Source organism: Devosia sp. Z6_126 (assembly GCF_058133495.1).
This window is the reverse complement of sequence record NZ_JBYUNO010000003.1, coordinates 435,670-459,204: the sequence shown is the minus strand read 5'-3', so window position 1 is coordinate 459,204 and position 23,535 is coordinate 435,670. Positions and strand designations below refer to the sequence as shown.

Here is a 23,535-nt window from a genome sequence, read left to right as displayed (position 1 = left end):
GCCTCAGGACATCTTGCCCTAACGCAAGACGCATAGACCTGGGAGGGTCGCTGAAGATGGCTGCAATGCCCCTGACCGCGCCGGCGGTGAAACCGGCTAATCCGAATTTTTCGTCGGGCCCCTGTGCCAAGCGTCCGGGATGGACGGTTGAAGCGCTGGCCAATGCGCTGGTGGGCCGCTCGCACCGCTCCAAGCCCGGCAAGGCGCGCATCCAGCGCGCGATCGACCTCACCCGCGAACTGCTGGAAGTCCCCGCCGACTACCGCATCGGCATCGTGCCGGCTTCCGATACCGGCGCTGTCGAAATGGCAATGTGGTCCATGCTCGGCGCGCGCGGCGTCGACATGCTGGCCTGGGAAAGCTTTGGCGAGGGCTGGGTCACCGACGTGTCCAAGCAGCTCAAGCTCGAGGATGTGCGGGTCATCAAGGCCCCCTATGGCGAGCTGCCCGACCTCGCACAGGTCGACTTCAACCGCGACGTGGTGTTCACCTGGAATGGCACGACTTCGGGTGTGCGGGTGCCCAATGGCGACTGGATCGCTGCGGATCGTGAAGGCCTGACCATCTGCGACGCCACTTCGGCGGCCTTTGCCCAGAAGCTCGATTTCGCCAAGCTCGATGTGGTGACCTTTTCCTGGCAGAAGGCGCTGGGCGGTGAGGGTGCGCATGGCGTGCTGATCCTGTCGCCGCGCGCCGTCGAGCGACTCGAGAGCTTCAAGCCCGAGCGCCCGCTGCCCAAGATTTTCCGTCTGACCAAGAACGGCAAGCTGATCGGCGAGATCTTTGAGGCTGCCACCATCAATACGCCCTCGATGCTGTGCATCGAGGACGCGATCGACGCGATGGAATGGGGTCTCGCCCAGGGTGGGCTCAAGGCCATGCAAGCCCGGGCCGATGCCAACTATACCGTGCTGGCCGATTGGGTGGCCAAGACCCCCTGGGTCGAGTTCCTCGCCAAGGATGAAGCGACGCGCTCCAACACTTCGGTGTGTTTCTCCATCGTCGATCCGGCGGTTACGGCGCTCGACGATGCGGGGCAGGCGGCGTTTGCCAAGGCCCTTGTCGCGCGGCTCGACAAGATTGGCGCGGCTTATGACATCGGCGCTTACAAGGACGCTCCCTCGGGTCTGCGTATCTGGGCCGGCTCGACCATCGATGCCGAGAACCTGCGGGCACTGACGCCCTGGCTCGATTGGGCCTTTGCCGAAGAGCTCAACGCGCTCAAGGCCGCCGCGGCTTAGTCGCTCAATAGCGCGACCCCTCCCTCGATCCCTCCCCTCAAAGGGGAGGGAAGACCCGGCTCACAGGCCGGTGCCGGACAAGTTCAGGCTGGGGACGGGCGGGTCGATCAGTTTTTTGCCGGCCGCTGGCCGCACCCCATTCAGGACTACAAAAATGCCCAAGGTTCTCGTTTCCGACAAACTCAGCCCTACAGCCGTGCAAATCTTCAAGGATAACGGCGTCGAGGTCGACTATTTGCCCGATCTGGGCAAGGACAAGGAAAAGCTGCTCGAGGTGATCGGGCAATATGATGGCCTCGCCATCCGTTCGGCCACCAAGGTCACCGAGAAGGTCATCGCCGCCGCCACCAACCTCAAGGTGATCGGGCGGGCTGGCATCGGGGTCGACAATGTCGACATCCCGGCTGCGACCAAGAAGGGCATCATCGTGATGAACACGCCCTTTGGGAACTCGATCACCACCGCCGAGCACGCCATTGCCATGATGATGGCGCTCGCCCGCCAGTTGCCCGAGGCTGACGCGTCCACCCGCGCTTCCAAGTGGGAAAAGAACCGCTTCATGGGCGTTGAGGTCACCAACAAGACCCTTGGCCTGATCGGGGCGGGCAATATCGGCTCGATCGTCGCCGACCGCGCGCAGGGCCTCAAGATGAAGGTCATCGCCTATGATCCCTTCCTAACCCCCGAGCGGGCGCAGGATATGGGCGTCGAGAAGGTCGATCTGGACGAGTTGCTGGCGCGCGCCGATTTCATCACGCTGCACACGCCGCTGATCGAAGCCACCCGCAACATTCTCAATGCCGAGACGCTGGCCAAGACCAAGAAGGGCGTTCGGATCATCAACTGCGCCCGTGGCGGTCTCATCGATGAAACCGCGCTTTACGATGCGCTCAAGTCGGGTCAGGTGGCCGGCGCGGCGCTCGACGTGTTCCTTGAGGAGCCGGCGCAGAACAATCCGCTGTTCGAGCTGCCCAATGTGATCTGCACCCCCCATCTGGGGGCGTCGACCACCGAAGCGCAGGAGAATGTAGCGCTGCAGGTGGCGGAGCAGATTTCGGCCTATCTGATGACGGGCGAAATCACCAATGCGCTCAACTTCCCCTCGATCTCGGCTGAGGAAGCGCCGCGCCTGACCCCGTTCATCAAGCTGGCGGAAGTGCTGGGCTCGTTTGCCGGGCAGCTGACGGAAACCGCGATCAAGTCGATCACCATCGAGTTCGAAGGCGATGTGGCTGCTATGAATACGCGGCCCATGGTGGCGGCGGCACTCAATGGCGTGCTCAAGCCAATGATGGGCGAGGTCAACATGGTTTCGGCCCCTCAAATCGCCAAGGATCGCGGCATTGCCGTGCAGGTGACGACCCGCGAACAGCAGGGCGCCTATGAGAACTATATCCGGCTGACGGTCGCGACCGAAAAGCAGGAGCGCAGCATTGCCGGCACCGTATTCGCCAATGGCAAGCCGCGGGTGATCCAGGTCAAGGGCATCAACATGGAAGCGGAACTGACCCCGTCCATGCTTTATGTGACCAATGAGGACAAGCCGGGCCATATCGGCCGGCTGGGCACGCTGCTGGGCAAGCTTGGCATCAACATCGCCAACTTCAACCTGGGCCGTACCGATCCGGGTGCCGATGCCATTGCGCTGGTTTCGATCGATGGCACGTTGTCCGAGCCGCAGCTGGCAGAAATCGCCCAGCTCGAAGGCGTCAAGCAGGCCAAGGCACTGCGGTTCTAAAAGCCGCAAGGTTACACGGTTTAAAAGGCGGGATAGCGTGTCCCGCCTTTTTTGTTGGTGCTAGCGCAAGGCGCGCAGGGCGCCCCATTCGGCCAGCGCAATGCCGACGATGACGAGGGCAGCGGCAGCCATGTGGTAGAGTTCGAGCCGTTCGCCCAGCACCAGCACGGCAAAGGTGGCGGCAAAGATGGGGATCAGGTTGATAAAGAGGCTGGCGCGGTTGGCGCCGATCAACTCGACGCCGCGCACATAGAACATCTGCGAAACGATCGAGGGCAGCACCATGGTGTAAAGCGCGATGGCCCACCCCTGGGGCGTCACCGCAGGAAGGGCGGCAAACAGTGCGCCCATGCCGCCGCCCAAACCGATCTGGTAGGCGATGGCGGCGACAAAGGCACCGGTACAGGTCGCCACGAGAAAGCTGATCCATCCAGTGGGGGGCTTGTAGCGCAGCGACACCGAGTAAGCGGCGTAAGCGGCGCAGGCGAGCAGGACCAGACTGTCGCCAAAGCCGATGTCGAGTGCGAGGAGCCGGCCGACCTCGCCATGGGTGGCGGTGACCAGCACGCCAAGAATGGTCAGTACCGCGCCCAGGATCTGCAGTGGGCGCACGCGGGTGCGGAAGAGGGCGAAGTTCGCCAGCATGACGAAAAGGTTGATGGTCACCTGCTCGAGGGCAATGTTGATGCCGCTCGCATGGTAGGACGCCATATAAACCAGGATATTGAATGTAACATAGCCCACCGCGCCGTAGAATAAGTAGAGGGGCCAACGTGAGCGGATCACCGGCCAGTCGCGTTTAAGCGACGTTCGGGCGAAGGGCAGAATCAGCAGCAGGGCGCCGCCCCAGCGCAGCACGGTGAGGGTGAAGGGGTCGATATGTCCGACGGCAAGCTTGCCGGCGATGACATTGCCGCCCCAAAACATGGTGGTCAGAACCAGCAGCAGATAGGGGCGGTCCAGCAGGCGGGCGGAAATGCCGCGACTTTGGGTTATTGGCGGCTTTGTCATCGGCGCTCGGTGATGTAAGGACAATCGGACTTAGCAGGTATTCGGGTATGGTCAAACCCGGCGCCGGACAGTTGCGCGGGCCCCCGGGTTTGGGTTGCCCCCGCGCCGGCATGATTGGTGGAGTGAAGTTTTCATGGCGAATGTGGTTGTCGTCGGCTCGCAGTGGGGCGACGAGGGCAAGGGCAAGATCGTGGACTGGCTCTCCGAGCGTGCCGATGTGGTGGTGCGCTATCATGGCGGCCACAATGCCGGCCATACGCTGGTGATCGATGGCGTCAGCTACAAGCTGGCGCTGCTGCCATCTGGCCTGGTGCAAGGCAAGCTGTCGGTGATCGGCAATGGCGTGGTGGTGGATCCGCATCATTTTGTGGCCGAGATGGCCAAGCTGCGGGCGCAAGGCGTCACGATCACTCCCGATGTGCTGCGCATTGCCGACAATGCACCGCTGATCCTGTCGCTGCATCGCGAACTGGACGCCATCCGTGAAGACAGCACGTCCGGGCTCAAGATCGGTACCACCAAGCGTGGCATCGGCCCGGCCTATGAGGACAAGGTGGGTCGTCGGGCCATCCGGCTGATCGATCTGAGCCAGCCCGAAACGCTGATGCCCAAGATCGAGCGGCTGCTGACGCACCACAATGCGCTGCGCCGCGGCATGGGTCTGCCCGAGATCGAGGCCGAAACGATCCGGCAGGAGCTGATCTCGGTAGCCGACCAGATCCTGCCCTTCATGGACCAGGTCTGGCAGGTGCTCGACGAAAAGCGCAAAGCTGGCGCACGCATTCTGTTTGAGGGAGCGCAGGGTGCGCTGCTCGATAATGACCACGGCACTTATCCCTTCGTGACCTCGTCCAACACGGTGGCAGGGCAGGCTGCGGCCGGTTCCGGGCTGGGGCCAACGGCAATCGGCTATGTGCTGGGGATCACCAAGGCCTATACGACCCGTGTTGGCGAAGGTCCGTTTCCGTGCGAGCTGGACGACGAAATTGGCCGGCATCTGGCAACGGTCGGGCGCGAGGTCGGCGTCAATACCGGCCGGGCGCGTCGCTGCGGCTGGTTCGATGCCGTGCTGGTGCGCCAGACCGTAAAGACTTCGGGCATTTCGGGCATTGCCCTGACCAAGCTGGACGTGCTGGACGGGCTCAAGGAAATCAAGATCTGCGTCGGCTACGAGCTGGATGGATCACGGATCGATTACTTGCCTGCCTTGATGGAGGCACAGGCGCGGGTTACGCCCATCTACGAAACCCTCGAAGGATGGTCGCAAACCACAGCCGGGGCGCGCAGCTGGTCTGAGCTGCCGGCCCAGGCGGTCAAGTATGTGCGCTATATCGAGGAACTGATCGGGGCGCCGGTTGCCATGTTGTCGACGAGCCCCGAGCGCGCCGATACTATCCTTGTGGTTGACCCGTTCCAAGATTGAGTGTTTTTGATACAACACCTGCGGCAATTGTGAGTACCAAGTAAGCTATGGCCGACTACAAGGAGCTGCTGCGCCGGGCCATCTCGGCATTGCCCGAGAATAATGGCGCGGCTCGCCGTGCGGTTTACGAAAAGGCGCGTTCGGCACTTGTGGGCCAGTTGCGGGCCATTCAGCCACCGCTGCCGGCGCGCGACATAACGCAGCATCGGCTGCAGCTGGAAGACTGTATTCGGCAGGTGGAGCAGGAAGCCAGCGAAGCCGTGATTTCGCTGCGGCGTGATTCGGTGTTTGGGCGTCCCATGGCGCAACCGGTTGAGCCGCCGGTAGCCGAGCCCGAGCCGGAGCCGGAACCGGAAGCCCAGCCTGAGCCGGAACCCGAACCTGAGCCCGAACCGCAGCCCCGGTTCGAGCTGAGGCCGCGCTTTGAGCCGGCACAACCAAACTATCCCGCGTTTGAGCCGGTACAGCCCGCCTATCCCCAGGCGCAAGCGGATGGCCCAGCGCGCTCCGGCACCTCGATCGAAGACATCATCGCCGATGCCGCCGAGGCGAGCGGGGCAGAGTTGGTGCGCGAGGAGGGCCCGGTCGACGTGCCCGTGGCGGTTCCAAACGAAAACGAGGCCCAGGCGGTGGTTACGCCAGTGGCCGAGAGCGAGCCTGAGTCCGTCGAGAAGATCAGTAAGCCACGGGCGCGTTGGTTGCCGTCTTTCGGGCGAGCCAAGGGAGCGCGCAAGGCCGAGGCGGAAACGGCAGGCGCGAGCGAGTTGCCCAGCGACGCGCCGCTCGATGCGCCGGTGCAGGAGCCTCAGGACCAGCCGGATTCGTTTGCCGACGACAAGCCTGCCGACGACAAGCCTGCCGCTGAGGAGGGTGCCCGCCGGGGAGCGCTGCTCAATTTCGCCCGCCGCACCGAACCCGTCAGCAGCATGGGACCAAGCCCCGTTGAAGCGGCACTGTCGAGTGTGCGCGAAGTCGAAGTCGAGGCGGCACAGCCCGACACCAGCGAAGCCGAGGGCGCCATCGAGCGGGCGATCGAGACCCTGGATCGCGAAGCACGCGGCGAAAGCCAGGCTACTCCGGCAGAGCCCACGGAGCCGGTGGCTGTGGGCCCGGCCCGGCCGGCGGTGCCCAATATGTTTGCCATGCCCGAGCGCGCCGAATTGCCGGGCGGGGCAGGCGAGGACAATTCCGACAACTTCGTGCCAGTGAGCGAGCCGCGCAGCGGCACGGGCCTGAGCATTTTCCTGATCGTTTTCGCAGTGCTTCTGGTTGGCGTGGGTGGCGCGGGCTTTTGGGCCTGGCGCGAAGGCTACGTGGACCTCAACCAGATGTTCGGGCAGGCCAGCACGGCGGTTGCCGAAGCGCCCGAGCCAGAACCTGATCTTACGACCCCGACGCTCGATCCGGTGCCGCCCAATGGCGACATTGCCGCGACCGACCAGCCCGCAGTGCCGGGCAATACGGCGACCCAGACAGCTGCCGAGCCGACTACGGCGCTCGAGGCACTGGAAACCGAGGATCGGCTGGAGCCCACGCCAGAGCCGGTGGTGCCCGACGGGACACAGACCAGCTTGCCCGAACTGGGTGGTGGTGCGGACGACAAGAGCGAGGAGCGGCTGCCCGGGGAAGACCCTAATGCTGCCGTGGCGCTCAATGATCCGGCGGCGTCGGTCGATCCGGCCGTGCTGTCGGGCAGCCAGTCGCTGCTGCTGGAAGCCTCGCAGGATGGCCGCACCGGTGCGGTACCGTTCTCGGGCACGATCGAGTGGCGCGAGGGGGTCGACGAGATCGGCCAGCCCACGCTGATCGGCCAGGCCAATATTCCGGCGCGCAATCTCGGGGTCGAGATGACCATTCGCAAGAATTCCGATCCGAGCCTGCCCGCGAGCCACCTTATGGAGGTGGATTTCGATGTGAGCGACACCTTTATCGGCGGCACGATTGCGGGGCTGCCGGGCGTGTTGCTCAAGGACCAGGAACTGGTGCCCGGAACGCCGCTGGTGGGGGCTTCGGCCCGCGTCGTGGGTAATTCCTACCTGTTTGCGCTGAGTGCGGCCGAGCAGGATGCCAACACCAACCAGGACCTGCTGCGCAGCCGAAAGTGGATGGATCTGGCAGTGGTGTATGGCACCGGGCGCAATGCGATCATCACCCTTGAAAAGGATGAGCAAGCGCAGGCGCTGTTCGACAAGGTCTTTGCGGCTTGGGGACAGGGGGGCAATTAGCCCCCCTTTTTGCATCCGCGTTTGGCGGGACAGAGGCCTCGCGGATTGACGCTCCGGCGGGGCTGGCTTAGCCTTGGCGTGTCTAAAACAGGTTAGGTTGGGAAGGTTGGCCCGGCCCCCGCTTGCGGGTCCTTCCGCTGCTGCAGCGGCCCATGACGATTACGGCGCCGGCATAGTGCGGGCGCCGATCGAAAGGGCATGGACATGAAACCACGGATTTCCGTAATCACCCTGGGCGTTGGCGATCTCGAGCGGGCGCTCCGATTTTATCGCGATGGGCTGGGCCTGCCGACGCAAGGCATTGTCGGGCAGGAGTTCGAGCATGGCGCCGTCGCGTTCTTTGATCTGGCGGGCGGATTGAAGCTCGCGATCTGGGCGCAGGACGATATTGCGTTCGATACGGGCCTTGCCCGGGAGCCGGTGTCGTCCACCGCAATGACGCTCGGGCACAATGTATGGGAACGTGACGAGGTCGACGCGATCATGGCGAGCGCCGAGGGCGCGGGGGCCGCCATCATCAAGCCCGCGCAAGACACGTTCTGGGGCGGCTATGCAGGGTATTTCCGCGACCCTGACGGGCACCTCTGGGAAGTGGTTTGGAACCCGCAATTGCTGCCGGCGGGCGAATAAAGCGCCTCCCTGTGGTGGCGGCTTAGTCCGCCACCAGTTTCCGATCCGCCAGATGATAGCGCCGGCTGGCGAGGGCGAGGATATCATCATTGTGGTGGCTGACGAGGATGGTGTGCCAGCCATGCCGGACCGTCAGCGTCTTGACGAGATCTCGGATCACGGCGCGGGTTTGATCGTCGAGGGCCGAAAAGGGCTCGTCGAGCAGCAAAACCGGCCGGGCGCGTAGCAGGGTGCGGGCGAGAGCGACGCGCTGCTTTTGCCCGCCCGAGAGGGTCGCGGCGGGCTGGGCGCCAATGCCAGACAAACCAACTTCGGCGAGAGCGGCTTCGACCTGCTGGTAAACCTCTGCCTTGGGCGTGCGCGCGGGCAGGCCGAGGGCGATGTTGCGGCCGGCGCTCAAGTGTTCAAAGAGGCTTTCGCTTTGCAGCAGGAGTGATACCGGGCGCTGCTCGGGCGGCAGGAGCACGAGTTGCTGGCCATCGAGCGTGATGCTGCCGGAGGTCGGCGTGAGAAAGCCGGCAAGGAGATCAAGCAGGGTGGACTTGCCCGAACCGCTAGCACCCGACACGGCGGTGATCTCGCCGGGCGCAGCGGCGAGGGAAAAACGATAGGGCTCGGCCGTGTTGGGATAAGCAAAACAAAGCTCGTCAACGCGCAGCACGGGCGATCCTTTCGGCAAGGCGAGGCAGGCCAACAAAGGCAATGATGGTGCCGATGAGGAGAATGGCGGCAATGGCCCCTGCATCATTGTTGCGATAGGCGCCGAGCGAGCGGAACATCAAGAGGGGCAGGGTTTGGAAATCCTGCGTGCCGAAGAGGGCAATGACGCCCAGATCCCCCAGCGAAAAGCAAAAGGCGAGGGCGAGCATGACGCCCAGATCCTTGCCGATCAGGGGCAGTTCCACGAGGAAAAACTGCCGCCATCCGCCCAGCCCAAGCGAGCGGATGAGCTTGCCGCGGGTGCGGGCAATGGCTTCGAGGAGAGGCGCCAGGGTGGCCATGGCAAAGGGCAGGGCGAGGAGGCTATTGGCAAGGATCACGACTGCGGGGGCTGCTGCTGCGGGCGCGACCCCGAGATTGCGGACCAGAAGGAAGAAGCCCAACGACAGCACTACGGCGGGCACGGCGAGATAGGCATAGGCCGGGATGCCCAGGAGCGTGCGCAGCGGCGGGCTGCCGGTGGCGCCGCGGCCAAGGGCGAGGGCAAGCGCCAGAAGCAGCGTGAGGAGTGCGGAGGCGCTGCCGATAAGGAGGCTGGTGAGGAGCGACCACCAGAAGCTCGGCTGGGCCAGGAGGCTGCCGAGACCAGCGCCGAGGCCATCCACCAGCACGGAGAGCAAGGGCAGGCCGAAGCAGAGGGTTGCCGTAGCCAGCACCAGCCATTGCAGCAGGCGGCTGGCGGGACCGTCGCGCCAGGTGGTGGCGGGGGAAGAACCAAAGGCGGTGGGTACGGGCGCAAGGGCCGAGGCGGCGAGGATCACCACCGAGCAAACAGCGATTTGCGTCAGGGCGAGGCGCACGGCGCCGGCGAGATCGAAATCCTGGCGGACAGCGGCGTAGATGGCGACCTCCAGCGTTTGGTTGGCGGGGCCACCGCCCAGCAGCAGCACTATAGGGAAGCTGGTGAAGGCGAGGAGAAATATGATGGCCCCGAGCCCCGGCAGAGTGCCGCGCAGGGCGGGCCAATCGATGAGGGTGAAGCGCTGCCAGGCGGAGAGGGCCAGGGACTGGCCGGTCTTGAGGCGGGCGGCGGGAATGGCGTCGAGACGGGCGAGGATGATGCGCGCGGCAAAGGCACCATCGAGAATGACATGGGCAAAGAGAATGCCGCCGAGCCCATAGGCGGGATTGCCCAAGGGGAAGCCGAGCACGGCTTCGGCAGCGCGATTAATCCAGCCGTTGCGGCCCCAGATGGCGAGGAGCCCGAAGGCCACGACCATGCCGGGGGTGACGATGGCGGAGGCAAAGAAGGCGACGAGGAGATCGCGTCCGGGGAAGCGCAGACGATTGAGCGACCAGGCCAATGCCGTGCCGAGCAGCAAGGAAAGCACGGTGGTTAGCCCGGCCTGGATGGAGGTCATGCGCAGGAGGTGGGCAATATCGATGCGGCTGGTGGCGGCGGCATCGGTGGCGGCGGCGAGAATGGACCAGAGGACGAGAGCAATCAGCCCGGCGATGGCAAGCGCGAGGAGGCAAGCGGTGGCGATGCGCAAGGGGCGGGGTGGGAGGGTCATGGTCCGGTGGTTGGCGCTAGCCTTGGAGCGGGTTGATGGGCCTGAACCCCCACCCTGTCCCTCCCCTCAAGGGGGAGGGGACGTCGGCTGATGGCGCTGGGATGGCGGAGAGTCGTGGTGTGGCTATCAGGGACTGTGTTCCCTTGATCGCCCCCCTCAGTGTGCCTCCGCTCAAGGGGGACGGGAGGCACACTGAGGGGTTCGAAGCTTGTGGCTGTCCTGATTCCTACTGGATGGCGGCGAGCATTTCGTCGATCCAGGCGGCGCGGTTGGCTTCGAGGTCGGTGTCGCTGATCGTCAGGGTTTTGGCGGGTTGCGGGAGGGTGCCGAAGGCGGGGTTGAGGTCGGCGCCGAGGTCGATCACAGGGAACATCCAGTTGGTGGTGGGGATGATCGCCTGGGCGGCGGGGGAGGCGAGGTAGGCCAGGAACTGACGGGCGAGCTCGGGCTGGTCGGTGGAGGCGAGCATGCCGGCGACCTCGACCTGCACGATATGGCCCTCATCAAACAGCGCCGCCTTGATGGTGTCGTCGTCTTCATCGACGATGTGGTAGGCGGGCGAGGTGGTGTAGGAGAGCGCCATATCGGCTTCGCCGGTCAGGAAGAGATTATAGCTTTCCGACCAGTCGCGGGTGACGGCGAGGATATGGGGCTTGAGGCCGGCCCAGATTTCGGGGGCACGGTCGCCATAGGCGGCCTTGATCCAGAGCACGAGACCAAGGCCGGGGGTGGCCGAGCGCGGGTCCTGGATGACGATCTTGAGGCCGTCGGGGAGCGCGATCAACTCCTCGAAGGAGGCGGGCGGGGTGGCGGTGCGGTCGGTGTCGTAGACAAAGGCGAAATGGGCGTAGTCGACCGGCACGAATTGCGGATCGGTCCAGGGCTCGGGGAGGGCGAGATCGCCCAGCTCCAGAGTGTGATCGGCAAAGAGGCCGGTGGCGCGGGCTTCCCCGGCGGTGGCGACGTCGAGACCGACGATGAGGTCGGCCGGGGTGGTGGCGCCTTCAAGCTGGACGCGGCGCAGGGCGCCGATGGAGGAATCGGCGGCGATGAACTCGACAGTGCAGCCGCCGCATTGGGCTTCAAAGCCTTCGGCGAGCTGGGGGCCGGGGCCCCATTCGGCGGCAAAGCCATCATAGGTATAGATGGTGAGCGCGGGTGCGGTTTGGGCCAAGGCGGGCGAGGCGGCCAGTCCGAAAAGGACCGCAAGCGCCAGGTGAGTGGTGTGGACCAAGATGGTCATCCCTTCATTGGTGTGCGGCCATGAGTGAAGGGATGGGTGTCAATGGCGGGCACGAGATGCCCTTGCCATCTCGAACTTCCTCCGCCAGCATGACCTGGTTCAGGTTCAATGGGTAATTCTCAGCTCCGGCTTGACCCGGAACACCCCAGCGAGACGCCGTGATCTTATAAGAGCGCCCCCCAAGTGCAAGAGAATTTCAGCCCAGCTGCCGACGCGCCCCTGCGCTTTGCCGGACCGATCGCCATTGTGGGCGGCGGGGCGGTGGAGAGCCAAACCCTGCGTGACCTCGCGGCGGCGGGAGTGACGCTGATCGGGGCCGATGGCGGGGCGGATGCGATCGGGGCGGCAGGGCTGGTGCCTGCGGCGATCATCGGGGATCTCGATTCGCTCCAGGATCGCGCCGGCTGGGAGCGGCGCACCCGGGTGTTGCACCTGCCCGAGCAGGTGACCACCGATTTCCAGAAGGCACTGCGCTCAACGCAAGCGCCGGTGACGCTGGCGCTGGGCATGACGGGCAAGCGGCTCGACCATACGCTCGCGGCACTGAGCGCGGTGCTGCAATATGCCCCCGAGCGGCACTTGTTGCTGGTGGACGAGATCGATGTGGCGTTGGCGGTAGTGGGGCCGATTGCCTTTGAGGCGGCGGCCGGGGAGCGGGTGTCGATCCATCCGCTGGTGCCGATCGGGTTCGAGCGCTCGCAGGGGCTGCTCTATCCGATGGATGGCCTGCAGCTGGCGCCGGGCGGGCTGATCGGCACCTCCAATGCGGGCCTTGGGGGTCGGATCGAGATCGTGCCGGCTGAGCGGGTGCCGTGGCTGCTGATCCTGCCCAAGGCGCGGCTCTGGGATCTCGTTAAGGCGTGCCAAAATCCCGCCCGGGTCTGATGACCCTGCGGTTGGTGCTGCGACATGGGGCGAAGTTCGCCTCGGTGCCGGTCGTCCGGCGGGAAGTAGAAGGTGAAGCAAGCTTCGCCCCATGCTCCATCGGAGACTCTTCGGTGAGGACCGTCCGTGGCTAGACCCGTGCCAAACGCCAGAAGCCCTGAAGCTTCATGGACCGGGGGATGAAATCGGTCCCGGATCATCCTCGTCCCGAAGGAGCTTGGGCGACCCCAAACCCATCCGATATTCCCGCACCGACCGTTCGTCGCGACCGCGCAGCTTGCCCGGGAACAAGGGGGATTGTGCCTGAGGTTTTCGGGGGCGGGGATAAGTTTGTGGGGTGGTGATGGCCGCCCTCGTGGTTCGAGGCTGCGCTCCGCTTCGCACCTCACCATGAGGGCTCCGGCACATTCCCGCTCATTCCACGCTTCCCGAGCCCTCGTGGCTCCAGGCTGCGCTTCGCTGCGCACCTCACCATGAGGGCTCCGGAGGGTAAGGGCTTTTGGGGTGGCCATGAGTATGCCGGAGGCTCGATGGGCCCCGGGCTCAAGGCCAGGTTGGCATCGGTGGCGGGGCTCGCAGGCGTAAAAAAGCCCTCGGGGGAAACCGAGGGCTGCATTGGTTGCTTGCGGCGGTCCAGCCTTATGCGGCGTTGGAGCGGGCAGCTTCGCGAACGGCGTCTTGCACTTTTTCGAAGGCGCGCACTTCGATCTGGCGGATGCGCTCGCGGCTGACATCGTATTGCTGGGCCAGCTCTTCGAGGGTCAGCGGATCTTCCTGCAGGCGGCGAGCCTGGAAGATGGCGCGCTCACGATCGTTGAGAACATCCATGGCATTGGTCAACAGACCCATGCGTTCGGAATATTCCTCGCTTTCACCAAGGGCAGTTTCCTGGCTGGGCGTGTCGTCGACGAGCCAGTCCTGCCATTCGGAGGAGCCTTCATCGGCGCGCATCGGCGAATTGAGCGAGGCATCGCCCGACAAGCGCGCATTCATCGAGACCACGTCATCCTCGGTCACATTGAGGGTGGTCGCGATCTGCTTGATCTGGTCGGGATGGAGCGAGCCATCGTCGAGCGCGGCGATCTGGCCCTTCACCTTGCGCAGGTTGAAGAACAGCCGCTTCTGGGCAGCGGTGGTGCCGATTTTCACCAGCGACCAGGAGCGCAGGACATATTCCTGGATCGCAGCACGAATCCACCACATCGCATAGGTCGCAAGGCGGAAGCCCTTGTCGGGCTCGAACCGCTTGACCGCATGCATGAGCCCGACATTGCCTTCCGAGATCACCTCGGCAATGGGCAGGCCATAGCCGCGATAGCCCATGGCGATCTTGGCAACCAGGCGCAGGTGGGACGTAATAAGCCGTTGAGCAGCGGCCGGATCGGCGTGCTCCTTGTAGCGCTTGGCCAGCATGAATTCTTCATCGGGTTCCAGCATGGGGAACTTGCGAATTTCCTGAAGATAGCGGCTCAAGCCTCCTTCGGCAGAAAGCACAGGCAGATTGGTCTGGGCCATTTATGCACCCCTTTTACTTATTCCCCCGCACAGGCGGGCGGATCGATCTTCGGCCGTCCTGGCGGCCCGGCGGAAGAAGTCAGGTCATAATATATGGCGTATTGCCGCAATTGTAAGGCCGCCGAATGCAGACGAACGGTGCAGGCAGCGCAAGGGTTGCCCGTGGTGCGGGCATTAGGGGAGGGCCCGCCCGCACTTCTCGGTTACCGGCCCCCGCAGATCCTAGCGGGCGAAGGCCTTGTCATAGGGCTCGAGCGCTTCCTCGAGCGCCACAAGGTCGGGCGGGAGCGGGGCTTCAAAGAACATTTCCTCTCCGGTCACGGGATGCTCAAAGCCGAGCTCGGCGGCATGGAGGGCCTGCCGGCCTAGCGCAACAATGGGTGCGGCGACCTCGGGAGGCAGGCGGTTGATCTTGGTGGCGTAGCCCGAGGCATAAACGGTGTCGGAAACCAGGGGGTGGCCGATATGAGCCATGTGGACGCGGATCTGGTGGGTGCGGCCGGTTTCCAGCTGGCACTGGATGCGGGTGATGTCCCAGCCATCGCCGCCAAAGCGCTGCTCGACCATGTAATGCGTGATGGCTTCGCGGCCGTCCTTGCGCACGGCCTGCTTGAGCCGATTATTGGCGTCGCGCCCGAGGGGCGCTTCAACCGTGCCCTTGGCGGTTTCAGTGGACCCCCAGACATAGGCGAGATAGGCGCGATGCAGCGGGCCGGTGCGACCATGATCGGCAAATTGCGCGGACAGATGCTGGTGGGCCAGATCGGTCTTGGCCGCGACCATGACCCCTGAGGTGTCGCGATCGAGGCGATGAACGATGCCGGGCCGGCGCACGCCACCAATGCCCTGCAGGCTCGCGCCGCAATGATAGATCAGCGCGTTGACCAGGGTGCCGGAAGGGCTGCCGGGAGCGGGGTGGACCACCATGCCGACGGGCTTGTTGACCACGATCAGCTGATCATCCTCATAGAGGATATCGAGGGGGATGTTTTCGGGCTTGGGCTCGGGATCTTCGGGCGGCGGGGCGAGGAGGGTGATTGTTTCGCCGGCCGTTACGCGATATTTGGGCTCGCTGATCGGCTGGCCGTTAAGGGATACGGCCCCGCCCAGGATCAGGTCCTTGAGGCGGCTGCGGCTGAGCGCCGGGTGTGCCTTGGCCAGAACGGCATCGAGCCGGCCGCCGGCCTGTTCGGCAGTGATAGTGAATTGGACTTCGTCGCCCTCGAAGTCGTCAGCGGTTAGGTGTTCCATGAGCGATCCTTCAAATACCGGCCCGGTGGGCCAAGATGCCGAGCCGTTGTCGCCCGAAGCACAAGCCGTGCTGGGAAAGGCGCGCCGGTCGTTCGGCATCTCCATCGGCATTCTGCTGCTGGGCTTTATGGCGATTGGCTTTGCCATTGTCTATCGGGTGATGCGCGACGCACCGCCGCCCAGCATGGCCCAAACGCTGAGCGTGCCCGCCGGGGCCGAGGTCGTGTCAGCCACTACAGGTGATGGCGCAATCAATGTGCTGTATCGTCTTGATGGGGCGATGGTGCTGGCGTTGTTCGATCGGGGCACGGGCGAACATATCAGTTCGGTGCAGATCGTTGCCGACGGTGCGCCCCGGCTTTAGCGCCCCTGGATTTCGCGCAGCGCTGCCATACGGTCGGTGACGCTGCCGCCGCGTCTGGCTGTGGCAATAGGCCCAGGTGGTGGTGGCGCGGCAGGGGTTTCCTCGCGCCCATCGGCAAAGCGCTGGATGCGATCAAAGAGGCTTTCTTCGGCTGGCGGGGGCTGCTGGGGCGGCTCGGTATCGGCGGCGTAAACGATGCGGCTGGTATCGGCGGCAATGGCGTCGAGCTGGGCGCGCAAGGCGGTTTCGTCGAGCCGCTCGGTATCCCAATCGGCCATGATGGTGGTTTCCACATGGTTGATACGACGATGCAGCTGGCCGAGCTGGTCTTCGAGGTTGAGCTCTTCGGCAAGTGCCGGGGGCATGGTGCCATCGGCCTGGGCGGCGGTTTGCCCGGCCATGGCGTCTAGGCTGGAGCCGGCTTCGGCAATGCGCGCCTGGGCGATCTCGATGCTTTCGGCTTCTTCGAGCGCGGCCTCTTCGAGGGCAGCCTGCTCGAGCGCGGCCTGCGCGTATTCATCGCGGAGCGCCTGGATTTCGGCCGTGCGGTTTTCGAGTTCGCGCTCGCGCATGCGCAGTTGCTGGGCAAGATCGGTGGTTTCGCGCTCGAGTTCGAGCACGCGGTCGCGCAATGCCGCTTCGCGCGCTTCCAGTTCGCTCATCTTGCCGACGGCGCTGTCGCGCTCGGCCCGCATCGCACCAAATTCGGCACGCCGGTCGTTGTATTCGCCCACCTGTTCGGCGAGACGGGCCCGGAGCCCCTCGATTGTGGTTTCGAGCCGGCGCGTTTGGAGGGCGAATTCGGCGCGCAGTTGATCCTTGTCGGCACGGAATTCGGCGAGGGTGATGGGGGTCGCGGCCTCGATGCGCTTTTTGGTGAGGCGGACAGCGCGTTTCCACACCGCGGGCAGGATGATCACTGCCAAGAGCCCGGCAAACAGCAGGCCGAGGGCGAAATACATGATGTTTTCGATCATCATCGTGCGAACTCCGGAACCAGGCCGTCCAGATGCGGTCGACAGGAAGCTGACTTAAGCGCCGCAAAGGGTAGTGGTTGGGCCATTGCTTAGCGGTTCCGGTGGTCTACGTCACGAAGAAGCCGGAGGGCGCACGCCTCCGGCTCGCAGCATCTACCAAAGCGCCGATATCAGAAAGGGTTCCAGGTGGGCTGCTGGGTGAACTTGAGATAGCCGATATTAACGCCCAGCCGCGCGCCCACGCCCGAGCGGATCGGCACCATGATGGCATTGCCGTATTTGATCACGGTCATGCCAAATCCACCCACCACATAGGCGGAGCCATCAACGCCGGCAAAGCGGCCGAACACGTCATTGGTGCTGGAGAGATTGTAGACCAGCATCATGACCTTGGAGCCATCGCCGCCAACGTCAAAGCCTAGGCTGGGGCCTTGCCAATAAAGGGGCAACTCGCCGGCATTGCGGGTGTAAAGCCGGCCTTCGCCGTAACGGGCGCCGGCAAACAGCGCGCCGCCAGCGTCTTCGCCCAGGATGTAGCCGTTGGGCAGGCCGAACTCGGAGACGGCGCGCTCAACGAGGGATGCGAGGCCCTGGGCAGCGGAGCCGAAAAACTGGTGGCCCTTGTCGACCAACTCATCGCCGGAATAGCTGTCGCTGAGCGAGCCTTGGGCAAAGGCAGGAGCGGCGCCAGCGAGGGCGAGGAGCAGGGTCAGGGTGCAAAGCAGGCGTTTGAACATGGTGTTCCCCCTAAAACAGGCGAGCCGGGACTTCGCAAGACTTTAAAGTTTCTCGGTCATGGTTGGTCGGGCCAGCGCTGGACAAGGGCTGGCCCGTGGATCAATGATGACGCAAACCCGTAAACAAATCTTAACCATGCTTGCCTTTGTTCTGCCGCTTTTGGCCGGCGGTGCGGCACCGGCATGGAGCCAGTCAATCAACACGGCAGTGGTGAGCGACCCCCTGACGGGGCTGGCGCTCGGGGGCATGGATCCCGTCTCCTATTTCGTGGAAAGCCAGCCGGTGCCGGGGCGGAGCGAGTTCGAATATGAGTGGGGCGGGGCGCCCTGGCAGTTCAGCAGCGCAGCAAATCGGGACGCCTTTGCGCGCGCGCCGCAGATCTATGCGCCGCAGTTCGGGGGCCATTCAGCGATGAGCATGGCGCGCGGCTTTTTGTCGGACGGCGACCCGGCAATCTACACGGTCTTCAAGCAGCGCCTTTATCTGTTCTATTCGGCGGCGAGCCGGGAAGCCTTTTTGCTGGCGCCCAACGCCGCGGCCCGCGAGGCACAAGCCAATTGGGCGGTTTTGTCCAAATCTCTGGTCTGGCAATAGTGCTCAAGCGCAACCGCCACTAAGGTCGGCGCAAGTGATTCGAACGCGCCCCTGATGGAGAAAACCCATGGCCGATATCATCGAGCTCAAGGCAACCGACCTTGCGGCAATGTTGTGCAGCCGGGTCTGTCACGACCTGATCAACCCGATTGGGGCGATTGGCAACGGGCTTGAGGTTCTGGCCGACCCCACGCAGGGTGACATGGCTGAAGGCGCCCGCGACCTGATCGCCAGCGCGGCCAATCAAAGCCGGGCCAAGCTCGAATTTGCGCGCCTGGCTTATGGTGCCTCCTCGACGGCGGGCACCGATATCGACACGCGCGAATGCGAGCGGGTGGCGCGGATCTATTTCGAGATCGAGAAGGCCGATCTGGAGTGGCAGGTGCCGCTGATCCTGCTTCCCAAGCACAAGGCCAAGCTGTTCATGAACATGCTGCTGATCGCAGCGGGCTCGGTGCCGCGCGGTGGCACGGTTAGGGCCAGTATCACTGGACCGGCCGGAGCGGAGGTGTTTGAGTTCACCTCCTACAGTGATCCCGAGAAGCGGCAAAAGACGCTGGTGCCGTCAGGCGCGGCGGGGCTGCTGTCCGGGGCGCCCGAAGAGGGCTCGGTGGATGCCCGGGGAATCCAGCCCTTTTATACGGGCCTGCTGGCTCGGATGACCGATATGGAGATCAGCATCGGGCTTGAGGACGGCAAGTTCTACCTGCGTGCGCTGCCCAAGCCGCCCATCCAGGAAGAAGCGGCACCCGAGGCGCTAACCATTCCGTAGGCAGTTGCCATTCATAGTTGTTTCCGAGCCTTTGGCCGGGGAAACACATTCATGAAGTCGTGCCTGATCGTCGATGACTCGAGTGTGGTGCGCAAAGTGGCGCGCCGCATTCTCGAAGACATGGACTATATTGTCGAGGAAGCCGAGGACGGGCAGGAGGCTATCGACAAATGCCGCCTCGAAATGCCCGACGCGATCCTTCTCGACTGGAGCATGCCCATCATGGGTGGGCTCGAATTCCTCAAGCATCTGCGCGGCTATGTCGGGGGCGAGCGGCCGCATGTCGTTTATTGCACGGTCGAGAACGATATTGGCGCTATTGCCATGGCGCTCAAGGCCGGCGCCAGCGACTATATGATGAAGCCCTTTGACCGGGCCTTGCTGGAAGCCAAGTTCGACCTGGACCGCGCGCTTCCGTCGGCCGAAATCGCCTAACAACAAAAGGCCCGGGCGAGAACCGCCCGGGCCTTTTGCCGTCTTGAGTGAGCCAGCCGCGCCTAAGGGGTGCGGGTGAAGCTTGCGCCGGCAAGGACGCAATCGGATGCTTCGCCGATGGTGAAGGCCGGGCCAGAGCCCTGGATGGGGCAGGTCATCGGGAAGGTCGCCGAGCCGATATTGCCGGTGGCGTCGGTGAAGGTCAGCGCCTCCGCGGTAGCGGTATAGCGGCCGGAAACGGAGCGGCCGCGGCGATCGGTCATGGTAAAGCTGTCGTCATCATTGAGCACCACGGCAATGCCGCCGGCGGGGCCTTCGGCATTGGCCTCGTAGCGACCCACCAGGGCGGCATTGGCGGCGTCGCGCTGGGCGGTGGCCGAGGCGATCTGGGCTTCAAGGTCCGAGAGCTCCTTGCCGCGGGCGGCCAGCGTATTGGTCAAGTCCGTCACCTGCGGCTGCAGCTGATCGCGCTGGGTCTGGTAGCTGGCGACGTCCTTGGAGAGCTGGTCGCGCTGGGACTGGAGATCGGCGATCTGGGTCTGCAGGTCCGCCAGCTGGGTGCCGCTGGTTTCGGTCTGGGCGGCAATATCGGCCAGGCGGGTCTGGATCTCGGTTTCCTGTCCGCGGGCGGCCTGCAGCTGCTGTTCGCCCTGGGCGAGCTGGCTGGTCACCGCAGCGGCTTCCTCGGTCAGCTGAGCGACGGCGGCGCGGGTTTCGGCTTCCTGGGCGCGGGCCTGTTCAAGCCGCTGGCCAATCGCGGTCATCTGCTCGTTAAGGGCCGTAACCTGGTTCTGCGCTTCTTCGCGGGCGGCTTCTGCTTCGGCGCGGCGCTGATCGCTTTGGGCGAACTCTTCCTGGATCGCCGCAATTTCAGCCCGGCGGGAATTGAGGGTTTCAGTGGTGCTGGCCAGCTCAGCACTGACGCCATCCAGTTCGCCCTGAGCGGTGTCGCGCTGGGTGGTCAGTTCGTCCAGTTGCGCCTGGGCGGCGGTGGTTTGTTCCTGAACCGCTTCGAGATCGCCACTTGCGGTTTCGAGGTCCGCCAACTGCATCTGCAGCGCGCTACGCTCGTCGGTCAGCGCGGACACCTGGCCTTGCAGGTCGCCATTGGTCGAACTCGAGCTGATCCAGGTCGCCAGAAAGGCAATCCAGCCGACAATGGCAATAATGAGAATGGTGAGAACGAGCGGTTCGCGAAGACGCTGCGCGAGTGAACTGTCCATGTCGTGGGCCCCCTTGATTGGGAGCTAACGATAACCGGGTTGGGGAGTTCCGCAAGAGCAAAGGCCCGGCACATCACTGCGCCGGGCCTTGCACAAGGGAAGGGGAAAGCTTAGGCGCTTTCGGAATAAAGCTCGTTCTCGTCGGGCTCGCGCAGCACATAGCCGCGGCCCCAGACGGTTTCGATGTAGTTCTTGCCGCCCGTCGCAACGCTGAGCTTCTTGCGCAGCTTGCAGATGAAGACGTCGATGATCTTGAGCTCGGGCTCGTCCATGCCGCCGTAGAGGTGGTTGAGGAACATTTCCTTGGTGAGCGTCGTGCCCTTGCGGAGCGAAAGCAGCTCCAGCATTTGGTATTCTTTGCCGGTGAGGTGCACGCGCTGGCTTTGCACTTCCACGGTCTTGGTGTCGAGATTGACGGTGAGTTCACCCGTCGAGATCACCGACTGCGCATGGCCCTTGGAGCGGCGGACAATGGCGTGGATGCGGGCCACGAGCTCGTCCTTGTGGAAGGGCTTGGTCATGTAGTCATCGGCACCAAAGCCGAGGCCACGAACCTTGTCCTCGATACCGGCAAGACCCGACAGGATCAGGATGGGCGTCTGCACCTTGGCCACGCGCAAGGTGCGCAGCACTTCATAGCCGCTCATGTCGGGCAGGTTCAGATCGAGCAGGATGATATCGTAGTCGTATAATTTGCCCAGATCGACGCCTTCCTCACCCAGATCGGTGGTGTAGACGTTGAAACTTTCGGACTTGAGCATCAACTCGATGCTCTGCGCTGTCGCGCTATCGTCCTCGATAAGGAGTACCCGCATTATATTCCCCTTGTGATTCGTTCCTGCTGGAACAGTGAAGCCAGCGGCCAATGCTCGCCCCACGTCACCCGTACTGGATATGACTGAACCCTAAGCCCAAATAGTTAACAAAGTTTAATTCCATCACGCAATACGCAAAATCTGGTAAGGTGAATTATATCTAACTGTCTGAAACTAAACGAAAAAGTGGCCGCGTTTTTCTTAAGAAAATGGTTTAAGTAGCCCGGCCAAGCGACTCGGCGGATTCAAGCATTGCAGCGCTGGCGGGGGAGCAGGGGCGCGCGGCGAAAAATCCCGCATGAAGGGGCCCTTGCGGTAGCGATAGAGCTTTTTGCTTAACGCGGGGTTACTGTTTGATTCGAGTTTTGAGCCACCGGCATCCCGACGTGAACACGTTTTCGGGAGCCGTTAAGGCGACAGGAGATCCGGCATGAAGGCGCTGATTTCAGCCATCGAGGCAATCGACGAGATTGAGGTCTTTGGCCGCGTCAAGTCCGTTCAGGGACTGCTGGTGGAAATTGTCGGCCCGGTCCGCGAGTTGCGGGTGGGCGGACGCGTGCAGATCGAAACCAGCAATGACGGGCAACTGGCCGCCGAGATCATAGGGTTCAAGGATGGCCATGCACTGTGCCTGCCCTTCGGGCAACTCGCCGGGGTTCGGCTGGGGTGCAAGGCCGTGTTCCAGCGCAGCGACGGGGCGGTGTTTCCTGCCCATGACTGGCTGGGGCGGGTGATCAATGCCAATGGCGAGCCGATCGATGGCAAGGGGCCGCTCGGGCGCGGGGCGCAGGCCTATCCGCTGCGCCAGTCACCCCTGGCGGCCCATGACCGGGTGCGCGTGGGCGAGCCGCTTGATCTAGGGGTGCGGGCGCTCAACACCTTCACCACCGTCTGCGAGGGGCAGCGGCTGGGGATCTTTGCCGGCTCAGGCGTGGGCAAGTCGGTGCTGATGAGCATGCTGGCGCGCAACACCAATGTGGATGTTGCCGTGATCGGGCTGATCGGCGAGCGCGGGCGCGAAGTGCACGAGTTCATCCAGGAGTATCTGGGGGAGGTGGGGATCGAGCAGGCGGTGGTGGTGGTTGCCACGTCCGATGAGGCGGCGCTGATGCGGCGGCAGGCAGCTTATCTGACGCTGGCCCTGAGCGAGTTCTTCCGCGACCAGGGCAAGCGGGTCTTGTGCATGATGGATAGCCTGACCCGGTTTGCCATGGCACAGCGCGAGATCGGGCTGGCGATCGGCGAGCCGCCAACGGCCAAGGGATATCCGCCCACGGTTTTCACAGAATTGCCACGATTGTTGGAACGTGCGGGTCCTGGGACAGCTTTTACGGGCTCCGTTACCGGACTCTTTACCGTTCTGGTTGAAGGTGATGATCACAATGAGCCCATAGCGGATGCCGTACGCGGCATTCTTGATGGGCACATCGTAATGGAGCGCGGGATTGCCGAACGGGGGCGTTATCCGGCGGTCAACGTGCTCCGGTCCATCTCGCGCACCATGCCAGGGTGCGTTCCGGCCTCGTTCAGGCCGGTCCTGGCAAAGGCGCGTGAACTCATGTCCATCTATTCGGACATGGAGGAGCTGATCCGGCTGGGAGCTTACCGGAAGGGATCAGATCCGAAAGTGGACCGCGCCATCGCCGTTTTTCCTGCACTCGAGGCGTTCTTGAGCCAGGAGCGGGAAGAAACGACCACGATTGCCGAGGGCTACCATATGCTCGAGGCCATTGTTGCGGAGGCGGGTGCACCGGGCTGAAAGGCCCGCTGCTCGGAGGTTTGACTTGGTGTGTAAGGAGTACAGGTCTTGAAATCGCGTAGCGAGAGCCTCATTCGGCTCAAGAAGTTCCAGGTCGACGAGAAGCGCCGCCAGGTGACGCAGATCGAAATGATGGTCAACGACTTCGAGCGCATGGCGAGCGAGCTCGACCAGCAGATCGAGATCGAGCACAGCAAGACCGGCATCTCGGATGTGGCCCATTTCGCTTATTCGACCTTCGCCAAGGCCGCCCAAATCCGGCGCGACAACCTGCTGGCTTCCGCCAATGACATGCGTGGCAAGCTTGAAATCGCGCAGGACGCATTGGCTGAAGCGCTCGAAGACCTCAAGAAGGTCGAGCTGCTGGAGCAGCGCGAGCATCAGCGCGACGCGGTCGAACAGCTCAAGCAAGAGCAATCCGACTATGATGAAATCGGCCGGCTGCGCTTCCGCCGCTAGCCC

The 23,535-nt window shown here is 63.7% G+C and carries 22 protein-coding genes and 1 riboswitch; of the genes, 12 read left to right on the top strand and 10 right to left on the bottom strand.

Annotated features, from left to right (window positions below; all coding sequences use genetic code 11):
* Positions 1 to 65 precede the first annotated feature (65 nt).
* Entirely contained in the window at positions 66 to 1,241 is a 1,176-nt protein-coding gene (locus AC3YOG_RS14445; protein WP_489935917.1) for a phosphoserine transaminase, read from the top strand.
* A gap of 154 nt (positions 1,242 to 1,395) precedes the next feature.
* Complete coding sequence (gene serA / locus AC3YOG_RS14440) at positions 1,396 to 2,979, top strand: phosphoglycerate dehydrogenase (protein ID WP_489935591.1); 1,584 nt, start codon at positions 1,396 to 1,398, stop codon at positions 2,977 to 2,979.
* Between the two features lie 60 nt (positions 2,980 to 3,039).
* Here serA and AC3YOG_RS14435 read toward each other — a convergent pair whose 3' ends face one another.
* A complete protein-coding gene (locus AC3YOG_RS14435; RefSeq protein ID WP_489935590.1) occupies positions 3,040 to 3,990 on the bottom strand; it encodes a DMT family transporter in 951 nt (316 codons plus the stop codon).
* A 133-nt stretch (positions 3,991 to 4,123) separates the two neighbouring features.
* Between AC3YOG_RS14435 and AC3YOG_RS14430 the strand changes: the two genes are divergently transcribed.
* The 3 genes from AC3YOG_RS14430 to AC3YOG_RS14420 all read left to right on the top strand — a co-directional run bounded on the left by AC3YOG_RS14430 (position 4,124) and on the right by AC3YOG_RS14420 (position 8,268).
* The gene (locus tag AC3YOG_RS14430; protein WP_489935589.1) at positions 4,124 to 5,413 is read left to right on the top strand and encodes an adenylosuccinate synthase; all 1,290 of its coding nucleotides are present in this window, start codon (positions 4,124 to 4,126) and stop codon (positions 5,411 to 5,413) included.
* A gap of 47 nt (positions 5,414 to 5,460) precedes the next feature.
* The gene (locus AC3YOG_RS14425; protein WP_489935588.1) at positions 5,461 to 7,638 is read left to right on the top strand and encodes a RodZ family helix-turn-helix domain-containing protein; all 2,178 of its coding nucleotides are present in this window, start codon (positions 5,461 to 5,463) and stop codon (positions 7,636 to 7,638) included.
* A 204-nt stretch (positions 7,639 to 7,842) separates the two neighbouring features.
* Positions 7,843 to 8,268 (top strand): VOC family protein, encoded by a 426-nt coding sequence (locus AC3YOG_RS14420; RefSeq protein ID WP_489935587.1) that lies wholly within the window; start codon positions 7,843 to 7,845, stop codon positions 8,266 to 8,268.
* Between the two features lie 22 nt (positions 8,269 to 8,290).
* On the opposite strand, the gene AC3YOG_RS14415 is transcribed toward AC3YOG_RS14420, so the two are convergent.
* The 3 genes from AC3YOG_RS14415 to thiB all read right to left on the bottom strand — a co-directional run bounded on the left by AC3YOG_RS14415 (position 8,291) and on the right by thiB (position 11,745).
* On the bottom strand, positions 8,291 to 8,929 hold the full coding sequence (locus tag AC3YOG_RS14415) for an ATP-binding cassette domain-containing protein (RefSeq protein ID WP_489935586.1): 639 nt from the start codon (positions 8,927 to 8,929) through the stop codon (positions 8,291 to 8,293).
* Positions 8,916 to 10,502 (bottom strand): ABC transporter permease family protein, encoded by a 1,587-nt coding sequence (locus tag AC3YOG_RS14410; protein WP_489935585.1) that lies wholly within the window; start codon positions 10,500 to 10,502, stop codon positions 8,916 to 8,918. Before AC3YOG_RS14410 ends, AC3YOG_RS14415 begins: the two co-directional genes overlap by 14 nt.
* Positions 10,503 to 10,728: 226 nt before the next feature.
* On the bottom strand, positions 10,729 to 11,745 hold the full coding sequence (thiB, locus tag AC3YOG_RS14405; RefSeq protein WP_489935584.1) for a thiamine ABC transporter substrate binding subunit: 1,017 nt from the start codon (positions 11,743 to 11,745) through the stop codon (positions 10,729 to 10,731).
* Positions 11,746 to 11,802: 57 nt separating this feature from the next.
* Positions 11,803 to 11,903: riboswitch (TPP riboswitch) on the bottom strand.
* Positions 11,904 to 11,928: 25 nt separating this feature from the next.
* Between thiB and AC3YOG_RS14400 the strand changes: the two genes are divergently transcribed.
* Positions 11,929 to 12,630, top strand: a complete 702-nt coding sequence (locus AC3YOG_RS14400; RefSeq protein ID WP_489935583.1) for a thiamine diphosphokinase — start codon at positions 11,929 to 11,931, stop codon at positions 12,628 to 12,630.
* 639 nt (positions 12,631 to 13,269) lie between these two features.
* Here the strand turns inward: AC3YOG_RS14400 and rpoH are convergent.
* Both rpoH and AC3YOG_RS14390 read right to left on the bottom strand, forming a co-directional pair.
* Positions 13,270 to 14,145 carry an RNA polymerase sigma factor RpoH gene (rpoH, locus tag AC3YOG_RS14395; protein ID WP_127753938.1) on the bottom strand — a complete coding sequence of 292 codons (876 nt, stop codon included), beginning with the start codon at positions 14,143 to 14,145 and terminating at the stop codon, positions 13,270 to 13,272.
* A 222-nt stretch (positions 14,146 to 14,367) separates the two neighbouring features.
* Positions 14,368 to 15,396 carry an RluA family pseudouridine synthase gene (locus tag AC3YOG_RS14390; RefSeq protein ID WP_127753937.1) on the bottom strand — a complete coding sequence of 343 codons (1,029 nt, stop codon included), beginning with the start codon at positions 15,394 to 15,396 and terminating at the stop codon, positions 14,368 to 14,370.
* Here AC3YOG_RS14390 and AC3YOG_RS14385 point away from each other — a divergent pair.
* A complete protein-coding gene (locus tag AC3YOG_RS14385) occupies positions 15,395 to 15,760 on the top strand; it encodes a DUF6476 family protein (RefSeq protein ID WP_127753936.1) in 366 nt (121 codons plus the stop codon). The two genes, AC3YOG_RS14390 and AC3YOG_RS14385, sit on opposite strands and share 2 nt — an antisense overlap.
* Here AC3YOG_RS14385 and AC3YOG_RS14380 read toward each other — a convergent pair.
* Both AC3YOG_RS14380 and AC3YOG_RS14375 read right to left on the bottom strand, forming a co-directional pair.
* Complete coding sequence (locus AC3YOG_RS14380) at positions 15,757 to 16,740, bottom strand: hypothetical protein (RefSeq protein WP_489935582.1); 984 nt, start codon at positions 16,738 to 16,740, stop codon at positions 15,757 to 15,759. The two genes, AC3YOG_RS14385 and AC3YOG_RS14380, sit on opposite strands and share 4 nt — an antisense overlap.
* A 167-nt stretch (positions 16,741 to 16,907) precedes the next feature.
* Positions 16,908 to 17,474, bottom strand: a complete 567-nt coding sequence (locus AC3YOG_RS14375) for a DUF1134 domain-containing protein (protein ID WP_127753934.1) — start codon at positions 17,472 to 17,474, stop codon at positions 16,908 to 16,910.
* 136 nt (positions 17,475 to 17,610) lie between these two features.
* Between AC3YOG_RS14375 and AC3YOG_RS14370 the strand changes: the two genes are divergently transcribed.
* The 3 genes from AC3YOG_RS14370 (at position 17,611) to AC3YOG_RS14360 (ending at position 19,276) form a co-directional block, all read left to right on the top strand.
* Positions 17,611 to 18,069: a YHS domain-containing (seleno)protein gene (locus AC3YOG_RS14370; RefSeq protein WP_489935581.1), complete on the top strand. Its 459-nt coding sequence runs from the start codon at positions 17,611 to 17,613 to the stop codon at positions 18,067 to 18,069.
* Between the two features lie 67 nt (positions 18,070 to 18,136).
* Positions 18,137 to 18,841 (top strand): histidine phosphotransferase ChpT, encoded by a 705-nt coding sequence (gene chpT / locus AC3YOG_RS14365; protein WP_489935580.1) that lies wholly within the window; start codon positions 18,137 to 18,139, stop codon positions 18,839 to 18,841.
* 51 nt (positions 18,842 to 18,892) lie between these two features.
* Positions 18,893 to 19,276 (top strand): response regulator, encoded by a 384-nt coding sequence (locus AC3YOG_RS14360; RefSeq protein WP_127753931.1) that lies wholly within the window; start codon positions 18,893 to 18,895, stop codon positions 19,274 to 19,276.
* Positions 19,277 to 19,338: 62 nt separating this feature from the next.
* On the opposite strand, the gene AC3YOG_RS14355 is transcribed toward AC3YOG_RS14360, so the two are convergent.
* Together AC3YOG_RS14355 and ctrA are read right to left on the bottom strand one after the other, a co-directional pair.
* Complete coding sequence (locus tag AC3YOG_RS14355) at positions 19,339 to 20,499, bottom strand: hypothetical protein (protein WP_489935579.1); 1,161 nt, start codon at positions 20,497 to 20,499, stop codon at positions 19,339 to 19,341.
* A 110-nt stretch (positions 20,500 to 20,609) separates the two neighbouring features.
* A complete protein-coding gene (gene ctrA, locus AC3YOG_RS14350; RefSeq protein WP_127753929.1) occupies positions 20,610 to 21,314 on the bottom strand; it encodes a response regulator transcription factor CtrA in 705 nt (234 codons plus the stop codon).
* A gap of 430 nt (positions 21,315 to 21,744) precedes the next feature.
* Between ctrA and fliI the strand changes: the two genes are divergently transcribed.
* Both fliI and fliJ read left to right on the top strand, forming a co-directional pair.
* Positions 21,745 to 23,073 carry a flagellar protein export ATPase FliI gene (gene fliI, locus AC3YOG_RS14345; protein ID WP_127753928.1) on the top strand — a complete coding sequence of 443 codons (1,329 nt, stop codon included), beginning with the start codon at positions 21,745 to 21,747 and terminating at the stop codon, positions 23,071 to 23,073.
* A gap of 48 nt (positions 23,074 to 23,121) precedes the next feature.
* On the top strand, positions 23,122 to 23,532 hold the full coding sequence (fliJ, locus tag AC3YOG_RS14340) for a flagellar export protein FliJ (RefSeq protein WP_489935578.1): 411 nt from the start codon (positions 23,122 to 23,124) through the stop codon (positions 23,530 to 23,532).
* Positions 23,533 to 23,535: the final 3 nt, after the last annotated feature.

What these genes read in the sequence shown, in the direction of transcription:
- AC3YOG_RS14445 (WP_489935917.1), top strand. Translation starts at nt 66, where the DNA reads ATGCCCCTGACCGCGCCGGCGGTGAAACCGGCTAATCCGAATTTTTCG.
- serA (WP_489935591.1), top strand. Translation starts at nt 1,396, where the DNA reads ATGCCCAAGGTTCTCGTTTCCGACAAACTCAGCCCTACAGCCGTGCAA.
- AC3YOG_RS14435 (WP_489935590.1), bottom strand. Translation starts at nt 3,990, where the DNA reads ATGACAAAGCCGCCAATAACCCAAAGTCGCGGCATTTCCGCCCGCCTG.
- AC3YOG_RS14430 (WP_489935589.1), top strand. Translation starts at nt 4,124, where the DNA reads ATGGCGAATGTGGTTGTCGTCGGCTCGCAGTGGGGCGACGAGGGCAAG.
- AC3YOG_RS14425 (WP_489935588.1), top strand. Translation starts at nt 5,461, where the DNA reads ATGGCCGACTACAAGGAGCTGCTGCGCCGGGCCATCTCGGCATTGCCC.
- AC3YOG_RS14420 (WP_489935587.1), top strand. Translation starts at nt 7,843, where the DNA reads ATGAAACCACGGATTTCCGTAATCACCCTGGGCGTTGGCGATCTCGAG.
- AC3YOG_RS14410 (WP_489935585.1), bottom strand. Translation starts at nt 10,502, where the DNA reads ATGACCCTCCCACCCCGCCCCTTGCGCATCGCCACCGCTTGCCTCCTC.
- thiB (WP_489935584.1), bottom strand. Translation starts at nt 11,745, where the DNA reads ATGACCATCTTGGTCCACACCACTCACCTGGCGCTTGCGGTCCTTTTC.
- rpoH (WP_127753938.1), bottom strand. Translation starts at nt 14,145, where the DNA reads ATGGCCCAGACCAATCTGCCTGTGCTTTCTGCCGAAGGAGGCTTGAGC.
- AC3YOG_RS14385 (WP_127753936.1), top strand. Translation starts at nt 15,395, where the DNA reads ATGAGCGATCCTTCAAATACCGGCCCGGTGGGCCAAGATGCCGAGCCG.
- AC3YOG_RS14390 (WP_127753937.1), bottom strand. Translation starts at nt 15,396, where the DNA reads ATGGAACACCTAACCGCTGACGACTTCGAGGGCGACGAAGTCCAATTC.
- AC3YOG_RS14380 (WP_489935582.1), bottom strand. Translation starts at nt 16,740, where the DNA reads ATGATGATCGAAAACATCATGTATTTCGCCCTCGGCCTGCTGTTTGCC.
- AC3YOG_RS14375 (WP_127753934.1), bottom strand. Translation starts at nt 17,474, where the DNA reads ATGTTCAAACGCCTGCTTTGCACCCTGACCCTGCTCCTCGCCCTCGCT.
- AC3YOG_RS14370 (WP_489935581.1), top strand. Translation starts at nt 17,611, where the DNA reads ATGCTTGCCTTTGTTCTGCCGCTTTTGGCCGGCGGTGCGGCACCGGCA.
- chpT (WP_489935580.1), top strand. Translation starts at nt 18,137, where the DNA reads ATGGCCGATATCATCGAGCTCAAGGCAACCGACCTTGCGGCAATGTTG.
- AC3YOG_RS14360 (WP_127753931.1), top strand. Translation starts at nt 18,893, where the DNA reads ATGAAGTCGTGCCTGATCGTCGATGACTCGAGTGTGGTGCGCAAAGTG.
- AC3YOG_RS14355 (WP_489935579.1), bottom strand. Translation starts at nt 20,499, where the DNA reads ATGGACAGTTCACTCGCGCAGCGTCTTCGCGAACCGCTCGTTCTCACC.
- ctrA (WP_127753929.1), bottom strand. Translation starts at nt 21,314, where the DNA reads ATGCGGGTACTCCTTATCGAGGACGATAGCGCGACAGCGCAGAGCATC.
- fliI (WP_127753928.1), top strand. Translation starts at nt 21,745, where the DNA reads ATGAAGGCGCTGATTTCAGCCATCGAGGCAATCGACGAGATTGAGGTC.